Here is a 26,086-nt window from a genome sequence, read left to right as displayed (position 1 = left end):
TAACCGATATCTACCAAGTACCGATTCTTCTGTTCCAATATCTGTCAAAAGTCCTTTACATTCCTTATAAGGCATTGCATAACGCTGGGAAAGATAGCGCATGGAAGCTGCCATTTCTCCATCTGGGCCACCATACTGGCTCATAATAAAGGTAGCAAGCTTGGGATTGGGAGTTGTAATATTTACCGGGTACTGTAATCTCTTTTCATACCTCCACATTAGCCGCACACTCCTTCCCATGGCCATGGATCATTGATCCAGGTCCAGTAATTCTCATCCATGACTCCATCAACCATCAGAGGGCCGCACTGCTCCTCATAAGCCTGCATTGCCTGCTGCCGCATATCAGCTACATAAAAGTAATAGTTTAATGCTTCCTGATCATCTGGGTGGGTGTCAAGATACAAAACCACATCATCCATTGCAAAGCTGGCTTCATATACCTGCTTTAACAGCATATCGCAATCAACATTTTGACCTATCATCACTGGCACCCCCCCATAATAAATGGTTTAAACAGATCCGGGAAGATGGTTCCCATGCTCATGGCAGTATCTAACGGATACAATTCCTGCCAGCACTGCCATGGTACATATGCCATTCCAACCGGGAACTGGTCAATATTTTCGGCTGGACAAGGAGCTGGTGCGGGCATGCTGGGTCGCATGGCCGGAGCAGTGTATGTCGGCCTTTCAGGACACTTTACAAATGCGGGACTTGTTGCCATATTCGGACATTTCATAGGCGCCATAGCTTCCTTCTCTTTTTCTGGGCATTGTATCGGCATAACACATACTGGTATACAATTCTCTGGCATTGTACGGGCTGGCATTGTACGGGCTGGCATCTCCCTGCATTTCTCTGGCATGCATTTTTCTGGCATGCATTTCTCACGGGCTGGCATCACTCTGCATTTTTCTGGCATACATTTCTCACGGGCTGGCATCTCCCTGCATTTCTCTGGCATGCATTTCTCACGGGCTGGCATCTCCCTGCATTTCTCTGGCATGCATTTCTCTGGCATTGGGCAAGCTGGCATCACTCTGCATTTTTCCGGCATGCATTTCTCTGGCATTGGGCAAGCTGGCATCACTCTGCATTTTTCCGGCATACATTTTTCTGGCATACATTTTTCTGGCATCGGGCAGGCTGGCATCACTCTGCATTTTTCCGGCATGCATTTCTCCGGCATCGGGCAGGCTGGCATCACTCTGCATTTTTCCGGCATGCATTTCTCCGGCTTCGTACTGGCTGGCATCTCCTTGCTTTTTTCCGGCATTGGGCATAACAGCATTGGCTGACAATTCATTGGCATAGGTGCTGCCTCAGATTCACCTCTTGTTTCTGAACATCTTGGTCTTTTTGGCGGCATCCAAGGGCCGGAACCTGAGGCCATATCCTGTTGTTTCATAAGTATGGGATCAGTCCCATTTTCTGCGGACTTTGCCGGACCCGAACCAAGCGGCATGTCAGGACGAATCACCGTACCAGGACTTACAGACATGTCAAGCCCCATGGCATATTCCCAGCCGGCCGAGCCGGTGCCGGTCATATATTCAGGACACCATTGCTTCGTATAAAAATCCATAGGATGTATGACTCCTTTCGTTATTGAAAGTTTCTAATATCAATCTATGAAAGGAATACCCTGTTGTGCAGGGCCTGCTGAAATTTTTCCATTAATTTCAAAAGAAGATCCATGGCATGGACATTCCCAGCGTTTGTCATATCGGTTCCATACCAGACGGCATCCCATGTGGGGACAGTTTACGGCTCCCGGCATGGTTCCGGCTGAAAGCCCCTTCACTGACTGCATGCCGTGGGAAACCAGTGTACCCGCAGCCGCCTTCAAATGATGCCTTCTGGGAGAAAATACTTCATCATAAGGTGTTTTCCTTCCTGTTATCTGGGTGCTCAGTATCTTTGCTGCCACCATGGAGGAACTCATGCCCCATTTTCCAAAGCCTGTAGCAACATACCAATCCGGCCTTAGGGAAGAAAACGGCCCAATATAGGGAATTCCGTCTAAAGTCATACAATCCTGGGCCGTCCATCTTCTGATTTCCTTTGCTTCCGGAAACAGATGTTCCCCTGCCCGTTTCATCGTGGTAAATGGATTTTCCTTTGGCGCCTTTCCGGTCCTGTGACTTCCGTATCCTAATAAAAGCTTATCACCGGCATTCCGAAAAGAATATGCCCTTTCGTCAATTCCAATATACATGCCTTTTAAAGATGTAACCGGTTCAAGCTCCAGAACGTAGCTCTTTTCCTGGTACATTTTGGCAAAATAAAATCCAGGGATATTAACAAAAGGATAATGAGAGGCAAATACCACTTTTTCTGCCTTTATCACTCCTTTATCTGTCACGACCTCATGCCCCTGGACCTTCAGAACCTTTGTCCGTTCAAAAATCGTGAGCCCTGCAGATATATCTTTTAGAAATTCCAGAGGATGAAACTGGGCCTGTCCGGTAAAACGAACCGCTCCGTGCACAGGAAACGGAAGTCCTGTCTCCCTGACAAAGGAAGCCGGAAGCCCAAGCCTGGCAGCCCATTCCGCTTCTCTTGATAGCACCTCTGACTCCTGAACCGAATATAGATATGCATCCGTTTGTTCATAATGGCACTGTATGGAATAACGTCTAATGAGTTTTCCGTACTCTTCCACTGCCAGCTGATTTGCCTTTCCATACAGCCTTGCCGTTTCTTCCCCAGTTGTTCTTGCCAGCTTTTCGTAAATTAAATTATGCTGGGAAGTGATTTTCGCCGTTGTAAATCCCGTCTGCCCGCTTCCTATGCGGTCTGCCTCCAGCACCACCACATGAAGCCCGTGCCTTTGCAAATAAAAGGCAGTAAGGATTCCTGCCATTCCTGCGCCTATTACTACCACCTCTGTCCGTTTGTTTCCTGTCAATGGATTCCTGCCAGGAATTCTGGCTGATTCTGTCCAGATTGATTTCATTCTTTCCACCTCTTGCCTTTATAGCTAACATTTTAAAAATAAGTTTTTCTTATCCTTATTATTCTCTCTATTTCCAGTTTAATGCCTGTTTTCTCGCTTCCAATTATTTCTTGATTTCACCATGCTTTTATAATACAATAAAATCAAACAGCCGATAAAAGGGAGGAAATCCATATGAATTGGTTTAGTAAAAAAACAGCTCTGCCCCCGCAAGCAGAGACAGAGACCAAAATCCAGGTAACAGAAGATGTTTTATTGGAGAGCAAACCGGAACGAGAAGCCTGTTTAAAGCATCTAAGCCAGGTAATGAGCTCTATGGAACGGGGCGCTGTGCTAAAGCTTCACATAGAGAATTTTAAACGGCTGAACCAGGTATTCGGATATGAATACTGTGAAAGCCTTCTGGAACAGATCCTTACATATTTAAAAGAAGTGACAGGAAAAAACGTCTACCATTATATTGGCGTGGAATATATCATCATACTGGATCAATATACCCAGGGACAGGCTTATGAGCTTGCTGAGACGATTGCCGGAAGGTTTGATCATGTCTGGAAGATCAGCGGGACCGACTGCTTATGTTCCGCACAGATGGGCATATGCTCCTATCCCGGACACGCCGCTTCTCCGGACCAGATGTTAAAGTGTCTGGATCTGGCCGTTATAAAGGCGGAAGACGGAGGTCCCAATCAGGCGGTCGTCTTTGACAGCGTTTTGCAGAAACAGCTGCAGCGGCGCCAGACCATTGCTCTTTATCTAAAGACAGCCCTGGAAAAAGAAGAAGTAGAGGTTCGTTACCGCCCTACCCTTCAAATTGATACGGGGACCTTTACCCGGGCAGAGCTTTATATGCGCATCTTTATTAAAGGCCTTGGGATGATCGGAGCCAGCGAATTTCTTCCTGTTGCAGAGGATTCCGGGCAGATCCGGGCCATTGAATACTATGCACTGGAAAAAGCAGCCCAGTGCATCCACGGACTGCTTGAAACTGGCTGTGAATTTGAATCCATTGCTCTTCCCATTTCTCCCGTTCTTTTTTTACAGGAAGATCTCCTTGACGAAGTGAAGCGTATGATGGATATCTATCACATACCCAAGGGAAAGCTTGCCCTGGAGATCCAGGAAAGCGCCCTGATCATGGCTTATTTAAACATAAACGTGACCCTTCAGCAATTGCAGGAAATGGGCGTGGAGATCATCCTCAATGAATTCGGTTCCGGCCACTCTGGCGTCTCCTCTATCCTGGAGCTTCCAGTGGATACCTTAAAGCTTGAGCGCCTGTTCGTATGGCAGCTTGAGACGAACCCAAGGTCCCGGTCCGTCATTGAAGGGCTGGTCCGGATGGCAAGAGATCTTGATATGACCATCATTGCCGAAGGTGTGGAAACGGAAAACCAGAACCAAATACTTACGGAAGCCGGCTGTAATTACCAGCAGGGGTTTTACTATTCACCTACCTTGGAAAAAGATACTCTGTTAAAAATCCTCGGCACTTCCTTATCAGAATCTCATCAGCTCCTGGCAGAGGAAAAGGAAAAAATGGGAAAACTAAGCTGATCTTCCAGTAGAAACTCAGAGAAAAATTCAGTATCATTACATAAACAGCAGCATGCAGAAAGGGGGACCCCATATGGCAAAATCCGCATACTATGAACGGCCCGAGGACCGTTCCTTCCAGGGCAGACAAGTGGAGGGCCTGTTAGAAAACGTTGAATATTCCCTTAATTCCAATATCCGTATCTGGCATAACATTCAAACAGAAGGCTATGCGCCTCACCAGCACAGTGCATTGGAAATTCTCATACCCGTGGAATGCGACTATACCGTCATCATCAACAAAAAGTCCTTCACTTTACATCCGGGCGACATTCTCTTTATCCCCCGCTTTTCCATCCATGAGATCCTTCAGGCTACCAGCGGTTCCCGCTTCATTTACATGTTCAATATGGAACCACTGTCCAGTTTTTACGATTCCTCCTTTCTGGATGTGGTTCTGTTAGAACCTTGCCTTATGAACAAGCAAAACCATAGCCGGATTTATGAACGGATCTATTCCGGTTTTATGGAGATCAACGACATCTATTTTCCAAGCGGGATCTTTTGGGAATATTCTATTTATGCGATACTGATCAACATCTTAACGACAATTGGCGGAGAGTACTATCATGCCCTCTCCGCCAATTCACAAACCTCTCAAGAAAAACACTATGAGTATTACCAAAAGTTCACAGGCCTTTTGTCCTACATTGACGCCCATTACGGCGAGAACTTAACGTTAGAAAAAATGGCCGCCCATATAGGCTTTTCCAAATACCATTTTTCCCGCCTGTTTAAAGAACATACCAACTCTACTTTTTATGACTATTTAAGCCGCAAACGCATTCAGGCAGCTCAGGAAATGTTATTGGCCGGAGAATCGATCACCTCAATCGCTTTCCAAACCGGGTTCAACAATCCAGCCTCCTTTAGCCGGTGCTTTAAGAAGTATACAAAATACAACCCCACCGAGTTTCGCAGCCAATTTTCCATTTCGCCTATCCCTTAACACCGCCCAAAGCAACACCGGAAATTATGTAACGGGAAAGAAGCAGATAAACCACAATCAAGGGCAGCACTGTCAAAGCCAGCCCCATATAAACAGAGCCATATTCTGTCTTATAAATATCCCCGCGAAGCAGGCTTACCATAATGGGCATTGTATACTTCTTCTGATCCGTCAAAAGTACCAGAGGGGTAAACAAGTTGTTCCAGCTGGACACAAAGCAGAAAATCGCCTGTGTTGCAATGGCCGGTTTCATAATCGGCATAGCAATCCGGTTAAAGATAAAGAACTCCCCTGCCCCATCAATGCGGGCAGCCTGAATGATTTCCAGTGACAAGGAAGGAAGCATATACTGCCTCATAAAGAACACCATAGAAGGCGAGGCAATGGCCGGTAATATGAGCATTAGGAAATTGTTCGTCATATGAATCCGGTAAACCATCTGGTAGAATCCGATCATCGTTATCTGCGCCGGAACCATCATAATCGCCATGATAAAGCTGAAAAATGGTTTACGGAATCTCCAATTGTACACCACCAGCCCATATGCGGTCATGTTGGAAAAATACACCGCACAAAGAGTTGCCCCTGTGGAAATGATAAGGGAATTCAAAAAACCATTGGCAGGATTAAAACTTTTTCCCAACAAAATAGCTATATTCTTCATCATATAAGTAGAAGGCAGAAGCGAAATTGCATGTTGCTGTATCTGTACCGTAGAACGGGTGGCATTGATCATCATAATATAGAACGGGGCAATGCTTAAAATTGCAAGGAAGACGCATACCACGTAAATAATGACTTTCAATATCAATGAGCAGCGCTTTTTATTCATGTGATTTCCTCCGTTCCTTCTGCATTTTCCTATATTCCCGTTCCTGCTGTTTGGTCAGCTTCTCCAATTCTGCTTCGTCCTTATCCCTCATTGCAAAAAACAAAATTGCAGATGCAGCGCAAATAATAACAAACATGATCATACTGGCGGCGGAAGCCCGATTGTATAAGTAACTGCCGCTAAATGCCTGATTATAGATAAATACGCTGGTGGTTAAGGTGGCATTGTCCGGTCCGCCGAGTAAAAACAGCTTCGGAATATCGAACATCTGTAAGCCTCCAATCAGGCTGGTTACCAATGTAAACAGCAGAATGGTCTTTAAGTTAGGGATCGTGATATAGAAAAAGGTCTGAATCCGGTTTGCCCCATCTACCTCTGCGGATTCAAAGATTTCAGGACTGATTCCCAGTACGCCGGATATCAAAATAATCATGGTATAGCCATACCACGTCCAGAACTGTATAAATGATACGCTTCCCCTTGCAACGGCTTTGTTGACCTGAAAATTAATTGGCTGGTCCGTAATCCCTAAAGTCATCAAAATATCATTGACCGGTCCCATGGGATAGCCGATAAGGGCGTTGAACAGAATGGCGACGGTAGCTGCAGTAATAATGTTTGGCATATAAAACAATACCTTAAACAGTCCCTTTCCTTTGATGTGATTCCGGTTATCCGTAAACCACGCCGTTAAAAGCAGGGCCAGACCTATCTGAGGGATAAAGTTGCATATCCACATGCCTAAAGTGTTCCGAAATGACTTCTGGAACGAGGGATTTGCCAAAATGTTTTTAAAGTTTAAAAATGGATCGTCCGCCAGAAAATGAAACTTTACCGTACCCAATCCCTTACAATCCGTAAATCCAATGACAGTAGTAAAAATAATCGGATATAAAGTAAAAATCAAAAATGCAATGGTAAAGGGCAGACAGAAAATGTATCCCCATTTCGCATAACCAGAATGCTTTCGTTTCATGTAAGTTCCTCCATTCAACGCAATCGGGCGGACAAGAAGAAAGATCCTCCCCTCCTGCCCGCTCAAAATTATTTATTCAACGGTGATATCCAGATTATCTGCTACCTGCTGTTTGAAATCCTTAATCGCCTGTTCTCTGCTCTTGTTTCCTGCGGTGTATTCCCGTACCTGATCTCTCCAATACATGTTTATGGTTTCATCGTACTGTGTCAGATTCGTACCCTTTGCAAACTTATTTGCCGGAACAAATACGTCAAACATGTTCTGTCCATTTAAGAAATTAATTGAGCCATCGGATTTAGACATAACTGTACCGGAAGCTACGGTGTCCTTTGTTCCCGCATCATTCATAGTACCGTTTGCCCACATGTACTGTAAGCCGTTTTCGGAAGTTTCCAGGGTGATCCACTGGATGATATCACCAACCGCTTTTTTTACCTCAGAGTCTTTATTTGCCATTACCCATGTGCCGCCCCAGAAAAAGCCGATAGGAGATTCGCATACTGCCCAGTCACCAAAGGTTCCTTCTCCGATTTTCTCGCCGCCGGAGTTAGGAGCCATAACATAGTTGATCAGCCAGGCCGGACCAAAGAAGCCTAAAATCGGTTTTGAGCCCTGGCCCTTCATGTCCGCAAACCAGGCATCCTGCCAGTCTCTAGTATCGTTGTGAAGTCCTCCATCCATCAGCTTCTTAGACAGATCCAAAAATTCTTCCCGCTTCGGGTCTATATTCAGCTTTCCATCCACGATCCAGCCTGTATCAGAGCTGTTTTCCACTGCGTGCCACAGATCACCATCACCGGATATAATACCGTAGCCTTTGGCTTTCAAATCATTTGCAGCATTGAAAAATGAATCCCAGCTATTGCTTCCCGCTCCCAATTTAGCGCCGACTTCCTTCGGATCATCAGTTCCCCAAGTATCCTTTGCAATGGATCGGCGATAGATAAATGCGCCGCCTGTGGCCTGGTATCCTAAAGCAACCAGCTTGTTATCCTGATTGGTTCCTATGTCCATGGTATACTTGGCGATGTCCGCTTCCTTCACTTTTGCGGCTACGTCAATCCCCAAGTCCTCGTAGGGAGCCGCATATTGGCTGGCATCTCCCTGCGTGTATTTCAGTATAAATGCAGCTTCTGCACAATACAGATCCGGTGCATCAGTCCCGCCTGCCGCCAGTGCCTGATCCAGTGCCGGCTGATAAGCACCATCCGTTGTGGCAATGATCGTAGGATTGATTTCATAATCAAAATCCGGATGCAATTCTTTGTATTTTTCAATCATTTTGGGCACTTCATCCGTAAATGCCCAGACATTGATTACCTTTTTTCCAGATTCCGACGTTTCTGCCTTTTCCGTGGATTCGCTCTTTGCTGCTGTTTCTGTCGATTCGTTCTTTGCCCCCGTTTCTGCGGATCCACTCTTAGCACCACTGCTGCACCCCGATAACACTCCTGCCAGCACACATGCACCTGCCAGCATAATAAACCGTTTTTTCATGTTTATTCCTCCTCCTTTTCATATTCATCAAAAAAATTTCTGTGTTGACTTGTAAACCCAGTGTATCATACAAGATGTCTTTTTGCCTTACAAATCTTGCTTTTCGATGTACAGAAATTGCTTTTCGATATGAAATTCTTGTTTTAGTTTATGGAGTTATTTTTTTAACAATGGTATTTTTTTGTGTATTTATAATTATTAAATTCTATTTTTATTACTTTATATATTTATTTTGTCCTTAATCTTCTTGTTTTTCGCTTTTCTTTTATAGCAAGAAATGCGCTGAGTTTCAATAGATTTCAAAATTCGAGAATTCGTAAGTTATATTTAAAATAAAAAAAAGCACTTTCTGCCAGATCTTTGGCGGAAAATGCTTTTTTATTTTTATTGAATGGCTGCAGTCTTACAGTTTGTCACCGGCTGCTGCACCTCCAGGGACTTGTTGTAAAAATAACGAATGACATCCTTGCGGGTTATGATCCCGATAAAATTCTTTTGGTCATCTACAACAGGCACAAAATTTTGGTTTAATGCTTTATCAATCAAATCTTCCATATTGGAATCCGCATATACGGGACGGTTATCTGACCTTCTGTCAAGGGCAGCCACCGTTACCTGCTCTGCTTCCTTTAAGTTAAGATTGAATTTGTTCTTGATTCCCCAAAGCATGTCCCCTTCCGTGATTGTCCCTACATATTTACCCCGTCTGTTTATAACGGGCACTGCAGAGTATTTGTGATACTCCATCTTCTCAAGCGCCTGGCGCAGAGAATCATCCTCAAAAATATAAGCCACCTCATTCTTAGGTGTTAAAAAAAATAATATGTTCATAGCCACACTCCCCGTTGATTCTCGTGCAGGCAACAAGCCAAGGTCAAGCGAACCTGACTTTGGCGGCTGCCCACGGGGTCAAATATTCCACAGTTTGCTGCGGGTATTTGACTGATCGGTTATAGTATAGCAGATGACTCTTAATCACGTATGAACATTTTATTATTTTTTTATAACATTTTCCTGAGATTTCCTCTATTTGGCTTATTGCATTTGATCCAGGGGATCAATCGCCTTATCATTATGAGTCAATTCAAAGTATACGTTGGCGCCTTCCACGGAATAATATTTGGTAGGCTCGGCTACATAGCCTAAGACCTGCCCTTCTTTTACATATTCATTTTCTACAACTTGCAGCTCTTTTAACTGGCCGCAGATAGCTGTATAATTGTTGCCCATATTTAAGACAACGTAGCTTCCGATTTCTTCATTGGAGCCTACTTTTTCAACTTTTGCATTGGCAGGAGCCACAACAGGAGTACTTACATCTCCCTGAATCACAAGCCCTGGATTGCATTTATACTGGTCCAGAGTCGGAAAATAGATTGTGGTATCCATGCTGTAGTCTAAAATGACATTTCCGCGTACTGGCCAGGTCATTCTGGTTGCATCACTAAAATTAAGTACCAGAGACGTTGCCGCGCTTTTGTCTGTTCCGGCCTTTACTGCCGGAGCCTGTGTTTCCTGAGCTGCAGAGGCTTTATTGGAATCAGCCACCTGCATTTCTTCTTCCGCCGTTGCATTGGAGTCTCCTGCAACTGCCACTTGTGTTTCCTGGGGGACTGATTCTTCAACAATCATATTGCTCTGATCCGGTACTTGCAGATAAGGGCTTTCTCCTCCACCATTTCCTCTTTGAATGGTAATGACTCCTGCTGCAGCTACTATAGTCAGCAGGCCTAGAACCAACAGGACAAGGAATACTTTATCCTTGAACAATTGACTTATTTTCTCCTTCACGTTTATCACCTCGATAATATTCTTACCAAGAGTGAAAGAGTTATTCAGAAATTAAAACAATATTTTTATAAAAATAGGGGAGAATTTGTTCAGCCGTCCAGCCTTCCTCTGCTTTGCACCTGGCTCCGTACTGGCTCATGCCGTATCCATGCCCAATTCCCTGGCAAACTACCCGGATTCCCTCATCATATTCTTCAAAGCTATAGGCCGCGGATGGAAGTCCCAGAACCCGCTGAATTTCCTCTCCCGTATAAACCTTGGTGCCAATTTGGATCTGCCCCACATATCCCGCCTCATCTCGAAGAACGATCTGAATGCTTCCCGGAATTTGATCTGCCTTCACAGGGACATCGCCGGAAATCTGATTGATTTTTTCCGCAAAATCTTCTTTCTTATATGCAGTCATGGCGAGATAACCTTCCGCTTCCACATCCCTGGGACAGGCAACCTCCTGTAAATACGGATGGTTTTCATCTCCTGCCCTGGTCTTTCCGGTACTTGCCCGGTGGAATAAAGGATCAATCAACTTTCCGTCATACATCATGACCATTTTCGTGGTAGAACGGACTGCGTTTTCCACTGCCTGATAGCTGGCGACAAAGGATTCGCTTCCCCATAGCTTTTCCATCTGTTGTTCTTCCAGATATTCCATGTGGAGCTCCGATTCCTTCACTTCATTTTGCCCTTTCATTTTTCCATAGATGTATGTCCGGGCAATGATCGTCTGGGCCCTTAATGCCTCCCTGCCATAATCAGCCGGCATCTGCTTTGCCACCACGCCTGGAAGATATTCTTCCACATCCATATAGGTTTCTCCGCTTTTCCGGTCCAGAATGATCTTTTTACCGCTGGTGATGGCGGGAAATTCTTTCTTCTCCTCGATCTTTCCCGTCCAGGCCATAGTAATTATGTATGGAAACAACAGCGCAAGGATACACGCCATAACCGCTTTTTTTATCATTCCGAATCACCAACCTTTCCCTCTTCCTGTCCCCTTGTTCAATATATGCAAAAAAACGCCCCGGAATCACTTCCGGAACGTTTTTGCAATCTTATACTTCTTCCAGCTCTACCTTTACCTTCTCTAAGTGCCAGATATCCTTTACATATTCTTCGATGGTTCGGTCTGAGGTAAACTTGCCGCTGCTTGCAACATTTAATATGGCAGCCTTTGCCCACCACGCTTCGTCCCGGTACGCCTGATCGATCCGGCGCTGGGCTTCTGCATAGGATGGCAAATCCTTTAAAATAAAGTACGTGTCCGCTCGGTCACTGCTCTGGGTATTTAATAAGGAATTATAAATATCGCGGAACAGTTCCGGGTTCTGGGGAGAATAATAGCCGTTGATCAGCTGCATCAGTACTCTGCGGATCTCGTAGTTGTTGTTGAAAATCTCCATGGGATTATATCCGCCCTCATTCTCATAGCGGATCACCTCGTCAGAGGACATACCGAAGATAAAGGCGTTCTCCGCTCCAACTTCCTCTACGATCTCTACATTGGCTCCATCCATGGTTCCAAGGGTCAGGGCTCCGTTTAACATGAATTTCATATTACCAGTGCCGGAGGCCTCCTTGCTTGCCGTGGATATCTGCTCGCTCACATCTGCAGCGGCAAAGATGATTTCTGCATTGGATACTTTATAATCTTCAATGAAAACTACCTTGATCTTACCGCCGATGCTTCTGTCGTTATTAATAACATCAGCCACTGCGTTGATCAGTTTAATGGTCAGCTTTGCACGCTCATAGCCTGCCGCCGCCTTTGCACCGAACAAAAAGGTCCTGGGAACCATATCAAGATTTGGGTTATCCTTTATCTGATTGTACAAATACATTACGTGCAGGATGTTCATAAGCTGCCGTTTATATTCGTGAAGACGCTTAACCTGCACATCAAACATGGATCTGGGATCCACATCAATGCCGTTATGCTTTTTAATATATTTTGCCAGGCACACCTTGTTCTGGTATTTGATGTCCATAAACTCCTGCCGGCACCTGGGGTCATCGGCATAGATTGCCAGACGTTGGATATGAGGCAGATTGGTGATCCAGTCGCTTCCGATCTTTCTCGTTACCCATTCGGCCAAAAGGGGATTTCCATGCAGAAGGAAACGCCTCTGGGTGATGCCGTTTGTTTTGTTGTTGAATTTCTCCGGCATCATCTGATAGAAGTCTTTCAGCTCCTGGTTCTTTAAAATTTCTGTATGGAGTCTGGCAACACCGTTTACCGAGAAGCCTCCTACGATGGCCAGATTGGCCATGCGGACCTGACCGTCATAAATGATGGACATTTTCCGAAGCTTTTCCTGGTTGCCCGGATACATCTCCATGATTTTCTGCTGGAATCTCCGGTTTATTTCTTCTACGATCTGATAGATTCTTGGAAGCAGCCTGGAAAACAGCTCAATGGGCCATTTTTCCAGAGCTTCTGACATAATGGTATGGTTGGTATAGGCACAGGTCTTTGTCGTGATCTCCCATGCTTCATCCCAGCTTAAGCTGTAATCATCAAGAAGGATTCTCATAAGCTCCGGTACTGCCACGGTGGGATGGGTATCATTCAGCTGGAAAACCGTCTTTTCGAAGAACTTATGTATGTCTTCATGCTTTTCCATGTACTTCATAACCGCTCTCTGTACACTGGCGGAAATAAAGAAGTACTGCTGTTTCAGACGGAGTTCTTTTCCTGCATAATGGTTGTCGTTGGGATAAAGGACCTCTACAATGGTTTTCGCCAGGTTTTCCTGTTCCACTGCCTTCTGATAGTCTCCCCTGTCAAAGGAATCCAGGCTGAAGGTATTGATGGCCTGGGCATCCCAGATCCTTAAGGTGTTCACCACATTGTTTCCATATCCTACGATAGGCATATCATAGGGAACTGCCAGGACAGACTGATATCCCTCCTGGATAAAGCGTTCCCTTCCGTTTTCCCTTATGGTATTGACATAGCCTCCGAACTTTACCTCTGTGGCATATTCGGCGCGGCGCAGCTCAAATGGATAACCGTTCTTCAGCCAGTCGTCAGGAACCTCTACCTGAAATCCGCCTTCTATCTTCTGTTTGAACATGCCGTACCGGTATCGGATGCCGCAGCCATAAGCCGGATACCCTAGAGTTGCCAGGGAATCCAGGAAGCAGGCCGCAAGACGGCCCAGCCCCCCGTTTCCAAGTGCCGGATCCGGCTCCTGATCCTCAATGGTATTTAAATCAAAGCCCAGCTCTTCAAGAACTTCCTTTACTTCCGGCTGAGCCATAATGCTTATGATGTTATTGCCCAGAGCGCGGCCCATAAGGAATTCCATTGACAGGTAATACAGGGTTTTAACATCCTGATCTTCATACGCCTTATGGGTTGCGATCCATTCATCTATAATAACATCTTTTACTGCATAGGCAACTGCCTGGTACATCTGCTCCGGAGTGGCCTCATCAACCGTCTTGCGGAATACATTCTTCATGTTAAACAGAACACTTTTCTTAAAGATCTCCTTATCAAATCCCATACTCATTCTACAAGGCCTCCTAACCGCTTACTGAACCTTCTCTACACCCAGGGTTACATTTTCACCGTTAATGTTCCATTCTTTCACATAACCGGCCGGCGTTTCAAGGATGATGTCTTTAGCAAGCACTTCGCTCTTTACTTCTTCCTCATGGTCTTTTAATATACCGGCAATTTTTTCATTGCCCTTGCTGTATACCAGAATGTGATCCATCACCTCAAACCCGGCTTCCTTACGCATGGTCTGGATCTTGCTGATCAGCTCACGCACAAATCCTTCCGCCAAAAGCTCAGGTGTTAAATTGGTATCCAGTACAACGGTGATGGTGTTATCACCTTCGGATACATACCCTTCTGTCTGAGCGGTGTCAATAAGAAGGTCTTCCTTGGTGAGCACAACTTCTGTTCCGTCAAAAGTAAAGGTGAGAGCGCCTGTTTCATTCAGGGTATCCATAGCCTCATTGCCATTGACCTCTCCCAGAGCCTTTTTAATAGCTCCAAGCTGCTTGCCGTATTTCGGTCCAACGGTCTTTAATTGTGGTTTAAAGCTGTAGGATGTGAAATCCCTTACATCATCAGTAAACGCCACTTTTTTTACGTTCAGCTCTTCCTCAATGATCTCCTGATAGAATACAGGAAGGGCATGAGGTGCTTTTACGAACATCTGGCCAATCGGCTGACGGTTCTTTAAATTGGCAGTATTTCTTGCAGCCCGGCCCATGACTACGATTTTTAATACTTCATCCATGTCAGTTTCCAGCTGCTTATCGATATAGGTTTTATTAGCCACAGGATAATCGCACAAATGGATACTCTCCGGTGCAGACTTATCCACGCTGCAAACCATGTTCTGATAGATCTCTTCGGTCATGAACGGGATGAGCGGAGCCGCCGCCTTACTTACGGTGACAAGGGCTGTGTAAAGAGTCATATAAGCGTTGATCTTATCCTGCTCCATTCCCTTGGCCCAGAAGCGCTCCCTGCTTCGTCGTACATACCAGTTGCTCATATCGTCAACAAAATCCTGAAGTGCTCTTGCTGCTTCCGGAATCTGATAGCCGGTAAGGAATGTATCCACATCTCCCACCAGCGTGTTCAGCTTGGAAAGAAGCCATTTATCCATAACGGGAAGCTTTTCGTATTCCAGACTGTATTTTGTGGGGTCAAATTCATCAATATTCGCATAAAGCACAAAGAATGCATAGGTATTCCACAAGGTACCCATAAATTTGCGCTGTCCTTCCATAACCGCTTTTCCGTGAAAACGGTTCGGAAGCCATGGTGCGCTGTTCACATAGAAATACCAGCGGATGGCGTCTGCTCCGTAGGTATCAAGGGCATCAAATGGGTCTACCGCATTTCCCTTGGATTTGCTCATCTTCTGCCCGTTCTCATCCTGGACATGCCCCAAAACGATTACATTTTTATATGGCGCCTTGTTGAAAATCAGAGTGGAGATGGCAAGAAGGGAGTAGAACCAGCCTCTTGTCTGATCCACGGCCTCAGAAATAAAGTCAGCCGGGAACTGTTTCTCAAACAGATCTTGATTTTCAAAAGGATAATGATGCTGTGCAAAGGGCATGGAACCGGAGTCAAACCAGCAGTCGATTACTTCCGGCACCCTCTTCATCTGCTTTTTGCACGTTGGACAGGTAATGGTCACTGCGTCAATATAAGGACGGTGAAGCTCAATGTCTTCCGGGCAATTTGGGGACATGGATTTTAATTCTTCAATGCTTCCGATGGAATGCTGATGCCCGCACTCACATTCCCAAACGTTAAGAGGAGTTCCCCAGTAACGGTTTCTGCTGATTCCCCAGTCCTGGACATTTTCCAGCCAGTCGCCGAAACGTCCTTTTCCGATGCTCTCCGGAATCCAGTTGATCGTATTGTTATTGCGGATCAAGTCTTCCTTTACATCCGTCATCTTAATGAACCAGGATTCTCTTGCATAGTAGATTAACGGGGTGTCACATCTCCAGCAGTGAGGATAGCTGTGTTCGAATACAGGCGCAGAGAATAAAAGTCCTCTTTCTTCCAAGTCCTTTAATATCATTGGATCCGCCTTCTTACAGAAGGTGCCTGCCCATTTGGTTTCCTCTGTCATCTCACCTGCCGCATTGACCAGCTGTACAAAAGGAAGGTCATATTTTCTGCCCACCTTGGAGTCATCCTCACCAAAGGCAGGAGCGATATGAACGACACCGGTACCATCAGTGAGGGTAACGTAAGTGTCACAGGTTACAAAAAATGCTTTTTTATTTGGTGTTACGAAGTCAAATAAAGGCTCGTATTCTTTATATTCCAAGTCCTTTCCGGTGTATTTCTCTAAAACCGTGTATTCCTCTCCCAGAACCTTTTCACACAGAGCCTCTGCCATATAATAGGTATAGTCTCCTGACTGCACCTTAACATAGGTCTCTTCTGGATTTACACATAAGCCTACGTTGGAAGGAAGGGTCCACGGAGTTGTGGTCCATGCCAGAATATAGGCTTCTTCTCCCTTTACCTTAAACCGGACGATGGCAGAGCGTTCCTTTACATCCTTATAACCCTGAGCTACCTCATGGCTGGATAAGGGAGTTCCGCACCGCGGGCAGTAGGGAACGATCTTAAAGCCTTTATACAAAAGACCTTTTTCCCATATCTGTTTTAGTGCCCACCACTCAGATTCAATAAAATTATTCTCATACGTTACATAAGGGTCATCCATATCGGCCCAGAAGCCTACGGTCTTTGAAAAATCCTCCCACATGCCCTTGTATTTCCAAACGCTTTCCTTGCAATACTTGATAAATGGCTCCAGGCCATACTCCTCGATCTGTTCCTTGCCGTCAAGGCCAAGCATCTTTTCCACTTCCAGCTCAACCGGCAGTCCGTGGGTATCCCAACCGGCCTTACGGGGAACGTCATATCCTTTCATGGTCCGGTATCTTGGAATCATATCCTTGATAACTCTGGTCAACACGTGCCCGATGTGGGGTTTCCCATTGGCAGTAGGGGGACCGTCGTAGAACGGATATGTCTCCCCTCCTTTACGGTTTTCCATGCTTTTTCTGAAAATATCATGGTCTTCCCAGAATTTTTCTACCTCTTTTTCTCGCGCTACAAAATTCAAGTCTGTAGGGACTTTCTTGTACATCTTTTGCGACCTCCATTTCTCCATATATAAAAAAAGCTCCCATCCCGTAATCAGGACGAAAGCCTCACTATATCTCCGTTGTACCACCTATTACCGCATACCAGCATATGCTTTCCCTTAACGCAGAAAATACGTCCTGACCTACCGCCAATGCATTCAGCCGGAAACTCCGGAGTGATATTCGAACCCATGCTACTTTCGCCAGGCTTCCACCCTCCCCGGCTCTCTTTGGATTTCCCATGGTCCTACTGTCTCCATCAAAGTTTTTCTTCCTATTATGATGTGGTTATACTAATATAACTGTATTTTCTAATTATAGGGATTAAGAAAAGAAATGTCAAGGCTATTTTGTTTTCATCCGGCGCCGGAAGGCACAAAGGGGAACGGGTACCGACTCATTTTCATGAAATTCGATACCCGTTCTACATGCTTTCATCCATTGGTTCCTAAATACCTCTCACGTTTTGTTTTTTGCATTGCGTTCTCTGGATGCTCTATATGAATTTTTTCCCGTACCTTTCGCTTAAAACCATCTACAATCTAAATTTTCGGCATTGCTATTCTCATTCTTCTATATTGTTATCCAGCTACCGAATAAAAATTCAATCGGGATGAATCAAAATTACCCATCGGATGAATATTTCTCTGCAGTTATAACGAACTATAGGCATATAAAGAGATTGGTAGATTTTCATTCCGGCTTCAGCCACGGTTCTCTGCTAAGGTTTAACGGTTTTGCCTTTTGCCCGAACTAGCCATTTTGCTGATTCAGACATTACTTATGTTTTCGGCGGAATCATCCTCCTTTTCTCTGTCATTCTCCGAAATAAATTAGAACGTCGGATTTGAAATTATTTTCTTTTGTTTATGGCTTTATTATATCCTATCTCTCTGTATTTTGCAAGACTTTTTTATAATAATTTATAAGTTATTTATTAATTTTCAAATTGTATTGTTTTATTTAGATTATTTAATCATTTACGAATACTTGCGTGATATTTGTGGCATTAATTTCATTGTTAATTTTTTGTCAATTCCATTGTTTTTTTGTAAACTTATGGTATAATGTGCGAAAAGGTTTAGTAAAAGGAAAAAAAAGGAGAACAGCTATGAGCCAGCGCAATTTAACTTTATTAACAGACCTTTATGAATTGACCATGATGCAGGGATATTTTAAAGAGAAAGATGCCAACGAGACCGTCATATTCGATGTATTCTACCGCAGTAATCCAGGAGGCAACGGGTACGCGATCTGCGCAGGCTTGGAACAGGTCATTGAATACGTAAATGAGCTTCATTTCGGCCAGGAGGATGTGGATTATTTAAGATCTACCGGACTGTTTGAAGAAGATTTTCTGGAATATCTCCATCATTTTAAATTTTCAGGCGACATCTACGCCATTCCAGAGGGCACTGTCATATTCCCTCGTGAACCCTTAGTTAAAGTCATTGCCCCCATTATGGAGGCCCAGCTGATTGAAACCGCTTTGCTTAACATCATTAACCACCAGAGCTTAATTGCCACAAAAGCAGCCCGCGTCGTATTCGCTGCCGCCGGAGACGGGGTTATGGAATTCGGACTGCGCCGCGCCCAGGGACCTGATGCCGGAATTTACGGTGCCAGGGCTGCCATGATCGCAGGCTGCATCGGTACCTCTAATGTACTGGCAGGAAAAATGTTTCACGTTCCGGTAAGAGGGACCCATGCCCACAGCTGGATCATGAGCTTTCCCGATGAACTGACCGCATTCCGCAACTATGCGAAGCTTTACCCCACTGCATGTATCCTTCTGGTGGACACCTATGATACATTAAAATCCGGTGTTCCCAATGCCATCAAGGTATTTAAGGAAATGCGGGAAGCCGGAATTCCTCTTACCACCTATGGAATCCGTTTAGACAGCGGAGACCTGGCATATCTTTCCAAAAAGGCGAAGAAGATGCTTGATGAGGCCGGATTCACAGACGCAGTAATCTCCGCCTCCAATGATCTTGACGAGACTCTGATCAACAGCTTAAAGATCCAGGGAGCTACCATAAATTCCTGGGGCGTTGGTACCAATTTGATCACCTCCAAGGACAGTCCTTCCTTTGGCGGCGTGTACAAGCTGGCGGCGATTATGGATAAAAAGACCGGCCAGTTTATCCCCAAGATTAAGCTTTCCGAAAATGCGGAAAAGATCACCAATCCCGGAAATAAGGCCATCAAGCGTATTTACAGCCGGGAGACCGGTAAGATCATTGCAGACTTAATCTGTCTGGAAGGGGAAATCTTTAAAGAAAACCATTCCCTGCTCCTCTTTGACCCCATTGAAACATGGAAGAAAACACACCTGGCTCCCAACAGCTATACAATCAGGAATCTTCTGGTCCAGATATTTAAAGACGGGAAATGCATTTATGATACTCCTGCCGTTATGGACATCCAGGCCTACTGCAAAAAGGAACTGGATACCCTTTGGGATGAATCCCGCCGTCTGGTAAACCCTCACGAGGTTCATGTAGACTTGTCCAATGAGCTTTGGCATATGAAGAATCAGCTGTTAGAAAGCTATCATTTCAGGGACTGATCTGATCCGGCCTGTCCATTGTTCACATTCTGGCCATAATCTTTTTACAGCCTGGTCAAATTTTCTTCATATTTAACCGATATACTGAAAACATCAGAAAAAGATGTTGCCAACATACTTTGAGATAAAAATTTTTTTCATAATTGCCGGTATTCCTCCATGGGATACCGGCTCCTCCCTTTTTAAGGCTTCTTTTTACATGTCTCCTTCACCGGTTTCCTTACATCTGTTTCCTCACTACCGAATATTCATCCCCGAATTTAAAATGAGGACAGCGTTGAGAAGAATTGCTTAGGAACCGTATCATCTCATCCTCATCCAGATTGATCTCACACTCATAGTATTCGTATTCTTCATTATAATCATAATGTACACAATATTCACAACCCGTTTTCTGGTCCATTTTAATCTCTCCTCTTACCCTTTTTCCTACTATCAAAAACCGCACCCACTGCTTTCTTCAGCAGCCTTCCTATGGTCCCGTCAATGATCCAGGCGGCTGCCAGGGAGATCAGAAACGTAAGGATCGTCTCACAAAGGATTTTGGGTACGTAATAATGTCTTAGGAACGTCTTTTCCACCAGCCCTCTGGCCGCCTGTCCCAGGACAAAATAATGAATTAAATAAATAGAATAGCTGTACCTGCTTATGCATCCCACAGCTTTTGCAAGGACAGGTGACTTGATATCCCCGAAACGTTCGAAAAGCAGAAATATAGCAGCAGCCATTGCAATCATCGTGGGGGCTAAGTCGTGAATTCCCGGTGTAAAGGTTGGCGTAACACACTTTTGAACCATGGTGATGCTAAAGCCGGCAATACCCAGTACCGCAAAGGGAAGACAGCTGCTGCCACCGTACAGGCGCTTTAATGCATATCCCAGGACAAAATAGATGAGCCAGCCTTTAAATATCATATATTGAAAGCCCTCTCCCACATCCAGGCCCAAAGCCGGAAGGTAGGTGCTGATTCCCTGGACAATTACCATAAGTACCAGAAAAAGCTTAAGATCCCTGTCGCTCATGGCTTTCATCATACGGGCTAAAAAAGGCGCGCAAAGATACAGCGCCATGATTACATACATAAACCACAGATGGGGCGTCATGGGAATGGTTCCTGTAAAAAGCCCCTTTCCAAAAGCTGTCAGATGTTCCTGCCAGCGAAGGGGCTCCACTCCCAGATAGATAGCAAAATACCAGTAATAAATCCCGCTGTAATATACAAAGGGAAGAACAATTGTCTGAAACCGGCTCCAGTAAAATCCCGGAATATCTTCTGTTCCGGACTTTAAAAGGAAAAGGCCGCTAAGCATAAAATAAATCCCTACAAATGACAAAAGCACCGGCGAAAGAGCTGCCGAAAACAGCCACTGCTTGAAATTCAGCGTCTCCGCAGGAACCGCATGAACCATAATGATGGCGAAGACCGCAAGAGTCCTTAAGTAATCGTATTTTACTTCCCGCTTTTTAAGCCCCATATCTCTTCCTCCCTGCTTTCTCTGGGTTTAGAAAAGTATAGCATATTAAATCCGATTTTGACAATTTTTTTATTTTATTAAAAAAAGAGTAGACAAACTAAAATTCCTATGGTATCATAATGAAGTTGTCAGAGATGACATACATAAAACGGCCTATTGGTCAAGCGGTCAAGACGCCGCCCTCTCACGGCGGAAACCCGAGTTCGATTCTCGGATAGGTCATAAAAAGCAAAAACCCTGGTTTTTCCAAAAGGAAAACTAGGGTTTTTTGTTTCTTTTCTCTTTATTTTCCGGTAGACGCTACTGTGAGCTGCCAGATGGTCCTTCCATTCTGCCACAGATTCTCATACATGATCCTGCACTTTTTGTATCTTGCAAATAGTTTTACTGCCTCACACTCATCGGAATACACTTTCCAGCATCCGGTGCATTTGCAGTTCTTTCCTCCGTTTTGGATAAATCCCACCACATCTCCCAATGGATAGCCGAGAAAAACTCCAATCTCATGAGGAAATTCTCCTTCCTGATTCATCCTCTCTTTCAGCTTTTTTAGAGCTGCATCCACTTCCATATGCTCATAGCCGTAGACCTTCAGAAACTTACCCACTTCCGGCTGGTTTAAATCAGCCTGCAAATGGGTTTTCCGGTAGACATAGATCAGTGCCTTATTCCCTCGCCAGCATAACAAAAGCAAGGATATTCCCTTCTCTCCCAGCTGGCCGTTCAGGTGAGAGAGCTGGCTTTCCAAGTCCACTTCCGACGAAAAGGGATGGCTGAATAAGTTTGCCGTCTTAATGGAGGCCAGTGTGGGGGAACAATATTCGATTAGATTCCTTTCCAGCAGCATATCCGTACCTCCGCCTGTTTTCATGCTTTCCGTAACATCCCATAACAGGGATTTCTCTGTTATGAATAGTATAAGCAGCATCGGCTTGGATACATTTCCAATTTTTGTCAGAATTTCTTCATTTCTTTCATACTTTCTTTAGAACCTGGTCAAATTTACTTCACAATTTTCCTGTATGATAATATTATAAACATAAAAGCAAAAGAAAGCGGTCAGAGCGCTTACATATATGTTTTTACTAAGTCGGCAGAGTCGCTCTGAAAGGCCTCTTTGCCGGCTCAACCTAATAATAAGAGCCGGAATTGCTGCCATCTTTTTCCGATGCTTTTATATCACATACAGTAAAAGGACTGCCGCCCCATCGATGAGTACCCATCGATGGGGCGGCAGTCCTTTTTATTTGGAAATAAAACCGGCTTCTCCGTTGATCTATTGGTCAATTTCTACGATACCGAGAGAGTCGTCTCCCTTTCTTGCCTTTTCCATCAAAAGAGAGGCCATTTTCTGAAAATTGCCTCCAGAAACAGAGGCACCGCTTACAGCGTCGATTCCCTTATCGCTTTGGGATGCCAGGAAACTAGCTGCATATGTGCGTGTATAGCGGTTGGGATATGTCCCTTTTTTATCGAGCATATTACGCATATAGGGAATGTCCCATGATTTTATGAATCCACTTGAATTCTTAGCATTGTACTCAACCGTAACGATTTTGCTGCCGCTGACACGGATAGTGACAAATTCCTTCCAGCCATTGATGTAATCCGACATTTCTACCGAGTAAAAGCCATCCTCCAGCCTGCTTTCCTCTTTTTTACAGCCGCTTACGGAAAACATAGTCATAAGGACCAGGAAGATCATGACAAAGCGTTTTCTTTGATTCATTGTCCATCCCTCCTTTCGGAACCGGAACGAAGACGGAAGCGTCCGGACATTTCTTCAAGACTTTGAGCCTGTTGTGCCAGATCACCGCTTAAAGAAGCCACAGCACTGCTGGATTCAAGGTTTTGGCGGGCGTGCCGGGATATCTGGGAGATGTCAAGAGACGCATTCTCAAGACTTAACTTCTCATTTCCCACAAGTTTTGCCAGGTCTTCTGTTATCTCAAAAGTCTGCTTGGAGATATCCGTCAGCTCATTTAAAAAATGAGCGGTAAGATCGGCATATCTGGATCCCTCTTCAATCGCCTGTTGGGAATGTACAATCATCTCGGCTGTACGCTTTGAAGATTCCGCACTTTTTTCAGCAAGATCACGGATTTCATTTGCTACTACGGCAAACCCTTTTCCTGCTTCGCCTGCATGGGCGGCTTCAACGCTTGCATTCAGGGCAAGAAGGTTTGTCTGGAATGCTATTTCTTCCAGGAATTTTGTGATTTTTGTTATTTCGGCCGCATTATGGCTGATATTCTCCATGGCCTGAAGGGTATTCTCCATATGTTCATCGCCCATTGACAGCTTTTCCATGGACTGCTCCATAAGTTCACGGGCGGTTCTTGCATGCTCATCCACAATGACAATGTCTTTTGAGATGGAGTCTGTCTCCTCCACGAGCCGGTCAATGGACATGGACTGATGGCCGGAAGATTCATTCATAAGGCGGGCGCTTTGGGATACCTCCTGGGCAGCATGGTTCAGGGTTTCCGCCGACCGCTGAAGGTCATTGATCAACAGGTTTAAGAAATCCGTAATATTATGAATGGAATCTTTCATAACCACAAAATCTCCTGCAAACTGATCGCTGACGCTGACGTCTAAATTGCCGGCAGAAAGCCGTTCCAGGGCATTTTGGAGCTGGGAAATGTATCCGCTAACCTGTTCAATGGTCTCTTTCAGTGAATTGGAAAGAGTCTGGGCCTCGTCATTTGTCATCATCACTTCCACAGGGCTTGTCAAATCTCCCTGAGCCAGCTTCTGGATCCGCTCTGTTACACTTCTCAAAGACTTTGAGATTTTTCCTGCAAACCGGGCGATAAACAAGATTGCAAGCAGGGTAAGGGTTATGGTAATGCCTATATTGATCATAACGGCAGTGTTTACGATATTCGTAAAGTCTGATTTTGGCGTTATGATGGCCAAATACCAGTTAGCACCTCGTACAGGAGCATAAACCACAAGAGTATCCTTCCCATCTAAGGACACAGAAGCAGATCCGATCCTTCCTGATTTCATTGCGTCAAATACTTCCAGGAGCTTTCCATTATCCTTATAAAGAGAATATACATTCTCTCCGCTCCTGATTAAATCTGTATCAGGGTAAGCGACCACCCGGCCGCTTTCGTTCATAACAAAAGCGTGGCCGCTGTAGCCAATATGTATACTGCTGATCACATCATCAAGCATGTCATACTTATAACTTCCTACCAAATAATAAGTGTTATTCTTTTCTGTGGCTATGGGCATACCCACATATACTTCAAGTCCATTTTCCCCGACAGAGGTATCCCCGATCACAAGATTTTGGGTTTCCTGCATCCTTTTGAACAAATCACCCCCAGAAATATCGGAAGGACTGTTTCCGTTACCCGTATACAGTCTGCCATCCTGGGTGTAGAGGGCCAGCCATACAAATTCTATACCAGATGTGGCCTTGTCAAGAACCTGGTGCTTCTCCTCAAGAGTCGCTTCCTCTGATGTCAGTTCATGATTTTCCCCAATCATAAATATACGGTCTGCCATGATATGCAGACTGCTTTCAATGCTTTTTGAGGCAGTTTTGGCAAAAGGCATAAGGGTTTCCTTCAATGTTAGATTGGTCAAAGACATGGCGGATACGGATAATACAATGGTTGTGACCACAGAAATAATTATGGTAACAATCAATGTATTTAAGATGATCTTCCGCCGAATTCCTTTTAAATTCATAAATCCTCCTTTGTATTGTTACAAAATTAATTGATAACATATAAAGTAATATAACCGATTTTAAATAAAAGACAATAGTTTTGAAGAAATAAAAACCATAATTGGGAAAAATTATCTCATTAGTAATAAAAAGTCCTTGAATTAGATGTGATAATGGAAAATTGTATCCCTCTTGTTTTTTTGCTTTCTAAAGTCCTGATCTCTCGTTTCCCCTGCTTCCCCCCAGACAGTCACTTTCTGTTGCTACGGACATACTATATATAAGAAATACGTATTTCTACAACTTGTTAAAAGGGGGCAACCTTATGGCCAACTATAAACCAATCGCAAAAACAATCTCAGCTGCTTCTGCAATTTCAGGAGTACTGGTTCCTGCTAATCTTTCTACAACAAGCTGGGGGTTACTTTTAGTAAGAGGTTCTGCATTATTCAGTAATACAATCCTAAGAAGCGGTGCTGTAGCGGTATGGGAAAGTACAAAACCTACCACTGCTGCTCCCAGCCGGGAAACATTTACCGATGCAAATGCCATCTATGGCATTACCTGCAGAGCCGGGGTAAAGCTGATATTTAAGTTCTATGCTCACTAACATTTAAAAGGGTGCTTCAAAGGTTAAAAATCCAACATCACGCTCACCAAATACGAACGAGTTCAAGCTAATATTAGAATATCTGGCATGTATGGGATGGAAAGGAACCTTTGAGGCACCTTTCTTTAAAGAAACATCAATTGATAAACAAAGGAGGGGGAGAATGCAGCAAAAAATAATTTTCACAGGCTGTCAGATCATTTGTTCCGGAGTCGTGACAGCAGACATTACCTTATCAAATAACGCGTTTATATTAATCACGGGAACCGTATACAGTCCAACAGGAAAGCCACTGCCAAACGCTGCGGTTGAAATACTTCTCGTAGATGATTCCCATATCCCTTCTGAGGGAAAAAGCTTAGGTGTAACCTTTACACTTCAAGATGGTACTTATGGAATATCACTTCCCAGGATTGGGGAAAAGCAATACAAATTAATTGCTTATTCGCCCGTTTAAACGGGAATAAAAAGCCAGTCAACACGGAGA

Annotated in this window: 23 protein-coding genes, 1 tRNA gene and 1 pseudogene; 7 read left to right on the top strand and 18 right to left on the bottom strand. The window is 44.5% G+C overall.

Annotated features, from left to right (window positions below; genetic code table 11):
* Nucleotides 1-24: 24 nt before the first annotated feature.
* From H171_RS02900 to H171_RS24500, 3 genes and pseudogenes are all read right to left on the bottom strand, one after another.
* Nucleotides 25-219 (bottom strand): annotated as a pseudogene (locus H171_RS02900) (manganese catalase family protein); the annotation flags it as partial.
* Nucleotides 219-485 (bottom strand): spore coat protein CotJB, encoded by a 267-nt coding sequence (locus tag H171_RS02895; RefSeq protein ID WP_100303803.1) that lies wholly within the window; start codon nucleotides 483-485, stop codon nucleotides 219-221. The gene H171_RS02895 and the pseudogene H171_RS02900, both read right to left, overlap by 1 nt.
* Complete coding sequence (locus H171_RS24500) at nucleotides 485-601, bottom strand: spore coat associated protein CotJA (RefSeq protein WP_242977069.1); 117 nt, start codon at nucleotides 599-601, stop codon at nucleotides 485-487. Before H171_RS24500 ends, H171_RS02895 begins: the two co-directional genes overlap by 1 nt.
* A gap of 52 nt (nucleotides 602-653) precedes the next feature.
* On the opposite strand from H171_RS24500, the gene H171_RS24495 reads away from it, so the two are divergent.
* The gene (locus tag H171_RS24495) at nucleotides 654-1,301 is read left to right on the top strand and encodes a hypothetical protein (RefSeq protein WP_242976843.1); all 648 of its coding nucleotides are present in this window, start codon (nucleotides 654-656) and stop codon (nucleotides 1,299-1,301) included.
* A 326-nt stretch (nucleotides 1,302-1,627) separates the two neighbouring features.
* On the opposite strand, the gene H171_RS02880 is transcribed toward H171_RS24495, so the two are convergent.
* Nucleotides 1,628-2,962 carry an FAD-dependent oxidoreductase gene (locus tag H171_RS02880; protein ID WP_100303801.1) on the bottom strand — a complete coding sequence of 445 codons (1,335 nt, stop codon included), beginning with the start codon at nucleotides 2,960-2,962 and terminating at the stop codon, nucleotides 1,628-1,630.
* Between the two features lie 174 nt (nucleotides 2,963-3,136).
* On the opposite strand from H171_RS02880, the gene H171_RS02875 reads away from it, so the two are divergent.
* Nucleotides 3,137-4,519 carry a GGDEF domain-containing phosphodiesterase gene (locus H171_RS02875; protein WP_100303800.1) on the top strand — a complete coding sequence of 461 codons (1,383 nt, stop codon included), beginning with the start codon at nucleotides 3,137-3,139 and terminating at the stop codon, nucleotides 4,517-4,519.
* Between the two features lie 73 nt (nucleotides 4,520-4,592).
* Nucleotides 4,593-5,507: an AraC family transcriptional regulator gene (locus tag H171_RS02870; protein WP_100303799.1), complete on the top strand. Its 915-nt coding sequence runs from the start codon at nucleotides 4,593-4,595 to the stop codon at nucleotides 5,505-5,507.
* On the opposite strand, the gene H171_RS02865 is transcribed toward H171_RS02870, so the two are convergent.
* From H171_RS02865 to H171_RS24025, 9 genes are all read right to left on the bottom strand, one after another.
* A complete protein-coding gene (locus H171_RS02865; RefSeq protein WP_100303798.1) occupies nucleotides 5,497-6,339 on the bottom strand; it encodes a carbohydrate ABC transporter permease in 843 nt (280 codons plus the stop codon). The two genes, H171_RS02870 and H171_RS02865, sit on opposite strands and share 11 nt — an antisense overlap.
* Nucleotides 6,332-7,315: a carbohydrate ABC transporter permease gene (locus H171_RS02860; protein WP_092244927.1), complete on the bottom strand. Its 984-nt coding sequence runs from the start codon at nucleotides 7,313-7,315 to the stop codon at nucleotides 6,332-6,334. The genes H171_RS02865 and H171_RS02860 overlap by 8 nt, the downstream gene beginning before the upstream one ends.
* Before the next feature lie 72 nt (nucleotides 7,316-7,387).
* Nucleotides 7,388-8,815 carry an ABC transporter substrate-binding protein gene (locus H171_RS02855; protein WP_100303797.1) on the bottom strand — a complete coding sequence of 476 codons (1,428 nt, stop codon included), beginning with the start codon at nucleotides 8,813-8,815 and terminating at the stop codon, nucleotides 7,388-7,390.
* Between the two features lie 384 nt (nucleotides 8,816-9,199).
* Nucleotides 9,200-9,646, bottom strand: a complete 447-nt coding sequence (locus tag H171_RS02850) for a CBS domain-containing protein (RefSeq protein ID WP_100303796.1) — start codon at nucleotides 9,644-9,646, stop codon at nucleotides 9,200-9,202.
* Nucleotides 9,647-9,850: 204 nt separating this feature from the next.
* Complete coding sequence (locus H171_RS02845; RefSeq protein WP_100303795.1) at nucleotides 9,851-10,606, bottom strand: M23 family metallopeptidase; 756 nt, start codon at nucleotides 10,604-10,606, stop codon at nucleotides 9,851-9,853.
* Between the two features lie 40 nt (nucleotides 10,607-10,646).
* A complete protein-coding gene (locus H171_RS02840; RefSeq protein ID WP_100303794.1) occupies nucleotides 10,647-11,567 on the bottom strand; it encodes a SpoIID/LytB domain-containing protein in 921 nt (306 codons plus the stop codon).
* Between the two features lie 91 nt (nucleotides 11,568-11,658).
* Nucleotides 11,659-14,121 carry a glycogen/starch/alpha-glucan phosphorylase gene (locus H171_RS02835; RefSeq protein ID WP_100303793.1) on the bottom strand — a complete coding sequence of 821 codons (2,463 nt, stop codon included), beginning with the start codon at nucleotides 14,119-14,121 and terminating at the stop codon, nucleotides 11,659-11,661.
* Nucleotides 14,122-14,142: 21 nt separating this feature from the next.
* Nucleotides 14,143-17,256 carry an isoleucine--tRNA ligase gene (gene ileS / locus H171_RS02830; protein ID WP_100303792.1) on the bottom strand — a complete coding sequence of 1,038 codons (3,114 nt, stop codon included), beginning with the start codon at nucleotides 17,254-17,256 and terminating at the stop codon, nucleotides 14,143-14,145.
* A gap of 67 nt (nucleotides 17,257-17,323) precedes the next feature.
* Nucleotides 17,324-17,497, bottom strand: coding sequence for a hypothetical protein (locus H171_RS24025; RefSeq protein ID WP_157803100.1), 174 nt, complete (start codon nucleotides 17,495-17,497; stop codon nucleotides 17,324-17,326).
* An 868-nt stretch (nucleotides 17,498-18,365) separates the two neighbouring features.
* On the opposite strand from H171_RS24025, the gene H171_RS02825 reads away from it, so the two are divergent.
* Complete coding sequence (locus H171_RS02825; protein WP_100303791.1) at nucleotides 18,366-19,826, top strand: nicotinate phosphoribosyltransferase; 1,461 nt, start codon at nucleotides 18,366-18,368, stop codon at nucleotides 19,824-19,826.
* A gap of 220 nt (nucleotides 19,827-20,046) precedes the next feature.
* On the opposite strand, the gene H171_RS02820 is transcribed toward H171_RS02825, so the two are convergent.
* Nucleotides 20,047-20,229: a DUF6472 family protein gene (locus tag H171_RS02820; RefSeq protein ID WP_100303790.1), complete on the bottom strand. Its 183-nt coding sequence runs from the start codon at nucleotides 20,227-20,229 to the stop codon at nucleotides 20,047-20,049.
* Between the two features lies 1 nt (nucleotide 20,230).
* Nucleotides 20,231-21,301: an acyltransferase gene (locus tag H171_RS02815; protein ID WP_100303789.1), complete on the bottom strand. Its 1,071-nt coding sequence runs from the start codon at nucleotides 21,299-21,301 to the stop codon at nucleotides 20,231-20,233.
* A gap of 150 nt (nucleotides 21,302-21,451) precedes the next feature.
* On the opposite strand from H171_RS02815, the gene H171_RS02810 reads away from it, so the two are divergent.
* Nucleotides 21,452-21,523, top strand: a tRNA-Glu gene (locus H171_RS02810).
* Between the two features lie 61 nt (nucleotides 21,524-21,584).
* Here H171_RS02810 and H171_RS02805 read toward each other — a convergent pair.
* The 3 genes from H171_RS02805 to H171_RS02795 all read right to left on the bottom strand — a co-directional run bounded on the left by H171_RS02805 (nucleotide 21,585) and on the right by H171_RS02795 (nucleotide 25,009).
* Nucleotides 21,585-22,172: a DUF3793 family protein gene (locus H171_RS02805; protein ID WP_242976841.1), complete on the bottom strand. Its 588-nt coding sequence runs from the start codon at nucleotides 22,170-22,172 to the stop codon at nucleotides 21,585-21,587.
* 405 nt (nucleotides 22,173-22,577) lie between these two features.
* Nucleotides 22,578-23,030, bottom strand: coding sequence for an FMN-binding protein (locus H171_RS02800; RefSeq protein WP_100303788.1), 453 nt, complete (start codon nucleotides 23,028-23,030; stop codon nucleotides 22,578-22,580).
* Nucleotides 23,027-25,009 carry a methyl-accepting chemotaxis protein gene (locus tag H171_RS02795; RefSeq protein ID WP_100303787.1) on the bottom strand — a complete coding sequence of 661 codons (1,983 nt, stop codon included), beginning with the start codon at nucleotides 25,007-25,009 and terminating at the stop codon, nucleotides 23,027-23,029. The genes H171_RS02800 and H171_RS02795 overlap by 4 nt, the downstream gene beginning before the upstream one ends.
* Before the next feature lie 305 nt (nucleotides 25,010-25,314).
* Here H171_RS02795 and H171_RS02790 point away from each other — a divergent pair, with 305 nt between their 5' ends.
* Complete coding sequence (locus H171_RS02790) at nucleotides 25,315-25,599, top strand: hypothetical protein (RefSeq protein WP_038279977.1); 285 nt, start codon at nucleotides 25,315-25,317, stop codon at nucleotides 25,597-25,599.
* A gap of 163 nt (nucleotides 25,600-25,762) precedes the next feature.
* Nucleotides 25,763-26,056 (top strand): carboxypeptidase-like regulatory domain-containing protein, encoded by a 294-nt coding sequence (locus H171_RS02785; RefSeq protein ID WP_100303786.1) that lies wholly within the window; start codon nucleotides 25,763-25,765, stop codon nucleotides 26,054-26,056.
* Nucleotides 26,057-26,086: the final 30 nt, after the last annotated feature.

The sequence above is a fragment of the [Clostridium] celerecrescens 18A genome, assembly GCF_002797975.1.
Classification (GTDB): Bacteria; Bacillota; Clostridia; order Lachnospirales; family Lachnospiraceae; genus Lacrimispora; species Lacrimispora celerecrescens.
This window is presented reverse-complemented; position numbering and strand designations above follow the sequence as displayed.

Coding starts and splice junctions, on each gene's coding strand:
- H171_RS02870 (WP_100303799.1), top strand. CDS start 4,593: ATGGCAAAATCCGCATACTATGAACGGCCCGAGGACCGTTCCTTCCAG.
- H171_RS24495 (WP_242976843.1), top strand. CDS start 654: ATGCTGGGTCGCATGGCCGGAGCAGTGTATGTCGGCCTTTCAGGACAC.
- H171_RS24025 (WP_157803100.1), bottom strand. CDS start 17,497: ATGGGAAATCCAAAGAGAGCCGGGGAGGGTGGAAGCCTGGCGAAAGTA.
- H171_RS02875 (WP_100303800.1), top strand. CDS start 3,137: ATGAATTGGTTTAGTAAAAAAACAGCTCTGCCCCCGCAAGCAGAGACA.
- H171_RS02800 (WP_100303788.1), bottom strand. CDS start 23,030: ATGAATCAAAGAAAACGCTTTGTCATGATCTTCCTGGTCCTTATGACT.
- ileS (WP_100303792.1), bottom strand. CDS start 17,256: ATGTACAAGAAAGTCCCTACAGACTTGAATTTTGTAGCGCGAGAAAAA.
- H171_RS02880 (WP_100303801.1), bottom strand. CDS start 2,962: ATGAAATCAATCTGGACAGAATCAGCCAGAATTCCTGGCAGGAATCCA.
- H171_RS02805 (WP_242976841.1), bottom strand. CDS start 22,172: ATGAAAACAGGCGGAGGTACGGATATGCTGCTGGAAAGGAATCTAATC.
- H171_RS24500 (WP_242977069.1), bottom strand. CDS start 601: ATGGCATATGTACCATGGCAGTGCTGGCAGGAATTGTATCCGTTAGAT.
- H171_RS02855 (WP_100303797.1), bottom strand. CDS start 8,815: ATGAAAAAACGGTTTATTATGCTGGCAGGTGCATGTGTGCTGGCAGGA.
- H171_RS02820 (WP_100303790.1), bottom strand. CDS start 20,229: ATGGACCAGAAAACGGGTTGTGAATATTGTGTACATTATGATTATAAT.
- H171_RS02840 (WP_100303794.1), bottom strand. CDS start 11,567: ATGATAAAAAAAGCGGTTATGGCGTGTATCCTTGCGCTGTTGTTTCCA.
- H171_RS02825 (WP_100303791.1), top strand. CDS start 18,366: ATGAGCCAGCGCAATTTAACTTTATTAACAGACCTTTATGAATTGACC.
- H171_RS02790 (WP_038279977.1), top strand. CDS start 25,315: ATGGCCAACTATAAACCAATCGCAAAAACAATCTCAGCTGCTTCTGCA.
- H171_RS02785 (WP_100303786.1), top strand. CDS start 25,763: ATGCAGCAAAAAATAATTTTCACAGGCTGTCAGATCATTTGTTCCGGA.
- H171_RS02835 (WP_100303793.1), bottom strand. CDS start 14,121: ATGAGTATGGGATTTGATAAGGAGATCTTTAAGAAAAGTGTTCTGTTT.
- H171_RS02815 (WP_100303789.1), bottom strand. CDS start 21,301: ATGGGGCTTAAAAAGCGGGAAGTAAAATACGATTACTTAAGGACTCTT.
- H171_RS02860 (WP_092244927.1), bottom strand. CDS start 7,315: ATGAAACGAAAGCATTCTGGTTATGCGAAATGGGGATACATTTTCTGT.
- H171_RS02850 (WP_100303796.1), bottom strand. CDS start 9,646: ATGAACATATTATTTTTTTTAACACCTAAGAATGAGGTGGCTTATATT.
- H171_RS02795 (WP_100303787.1), bottom strand. CDS start 25,009: ATGAATTTAAAAGGAATTCGGCGGAAGATCATCTTAAATACATTGATT.
- H171_RS02895 (WP_100303803.1), bottom strand. CDS start 485: ATGATAGGTCAAAATGTTGATTGCGATATGCTGTTAAAGCAGGTATAT.
- H171_RS02865 (WP_100303798.1), bottom strand. CDS start 6,339: ATGAATAAAAAGCGCTGCTCATTGATATTGAAAGTCATTATTTACGTG.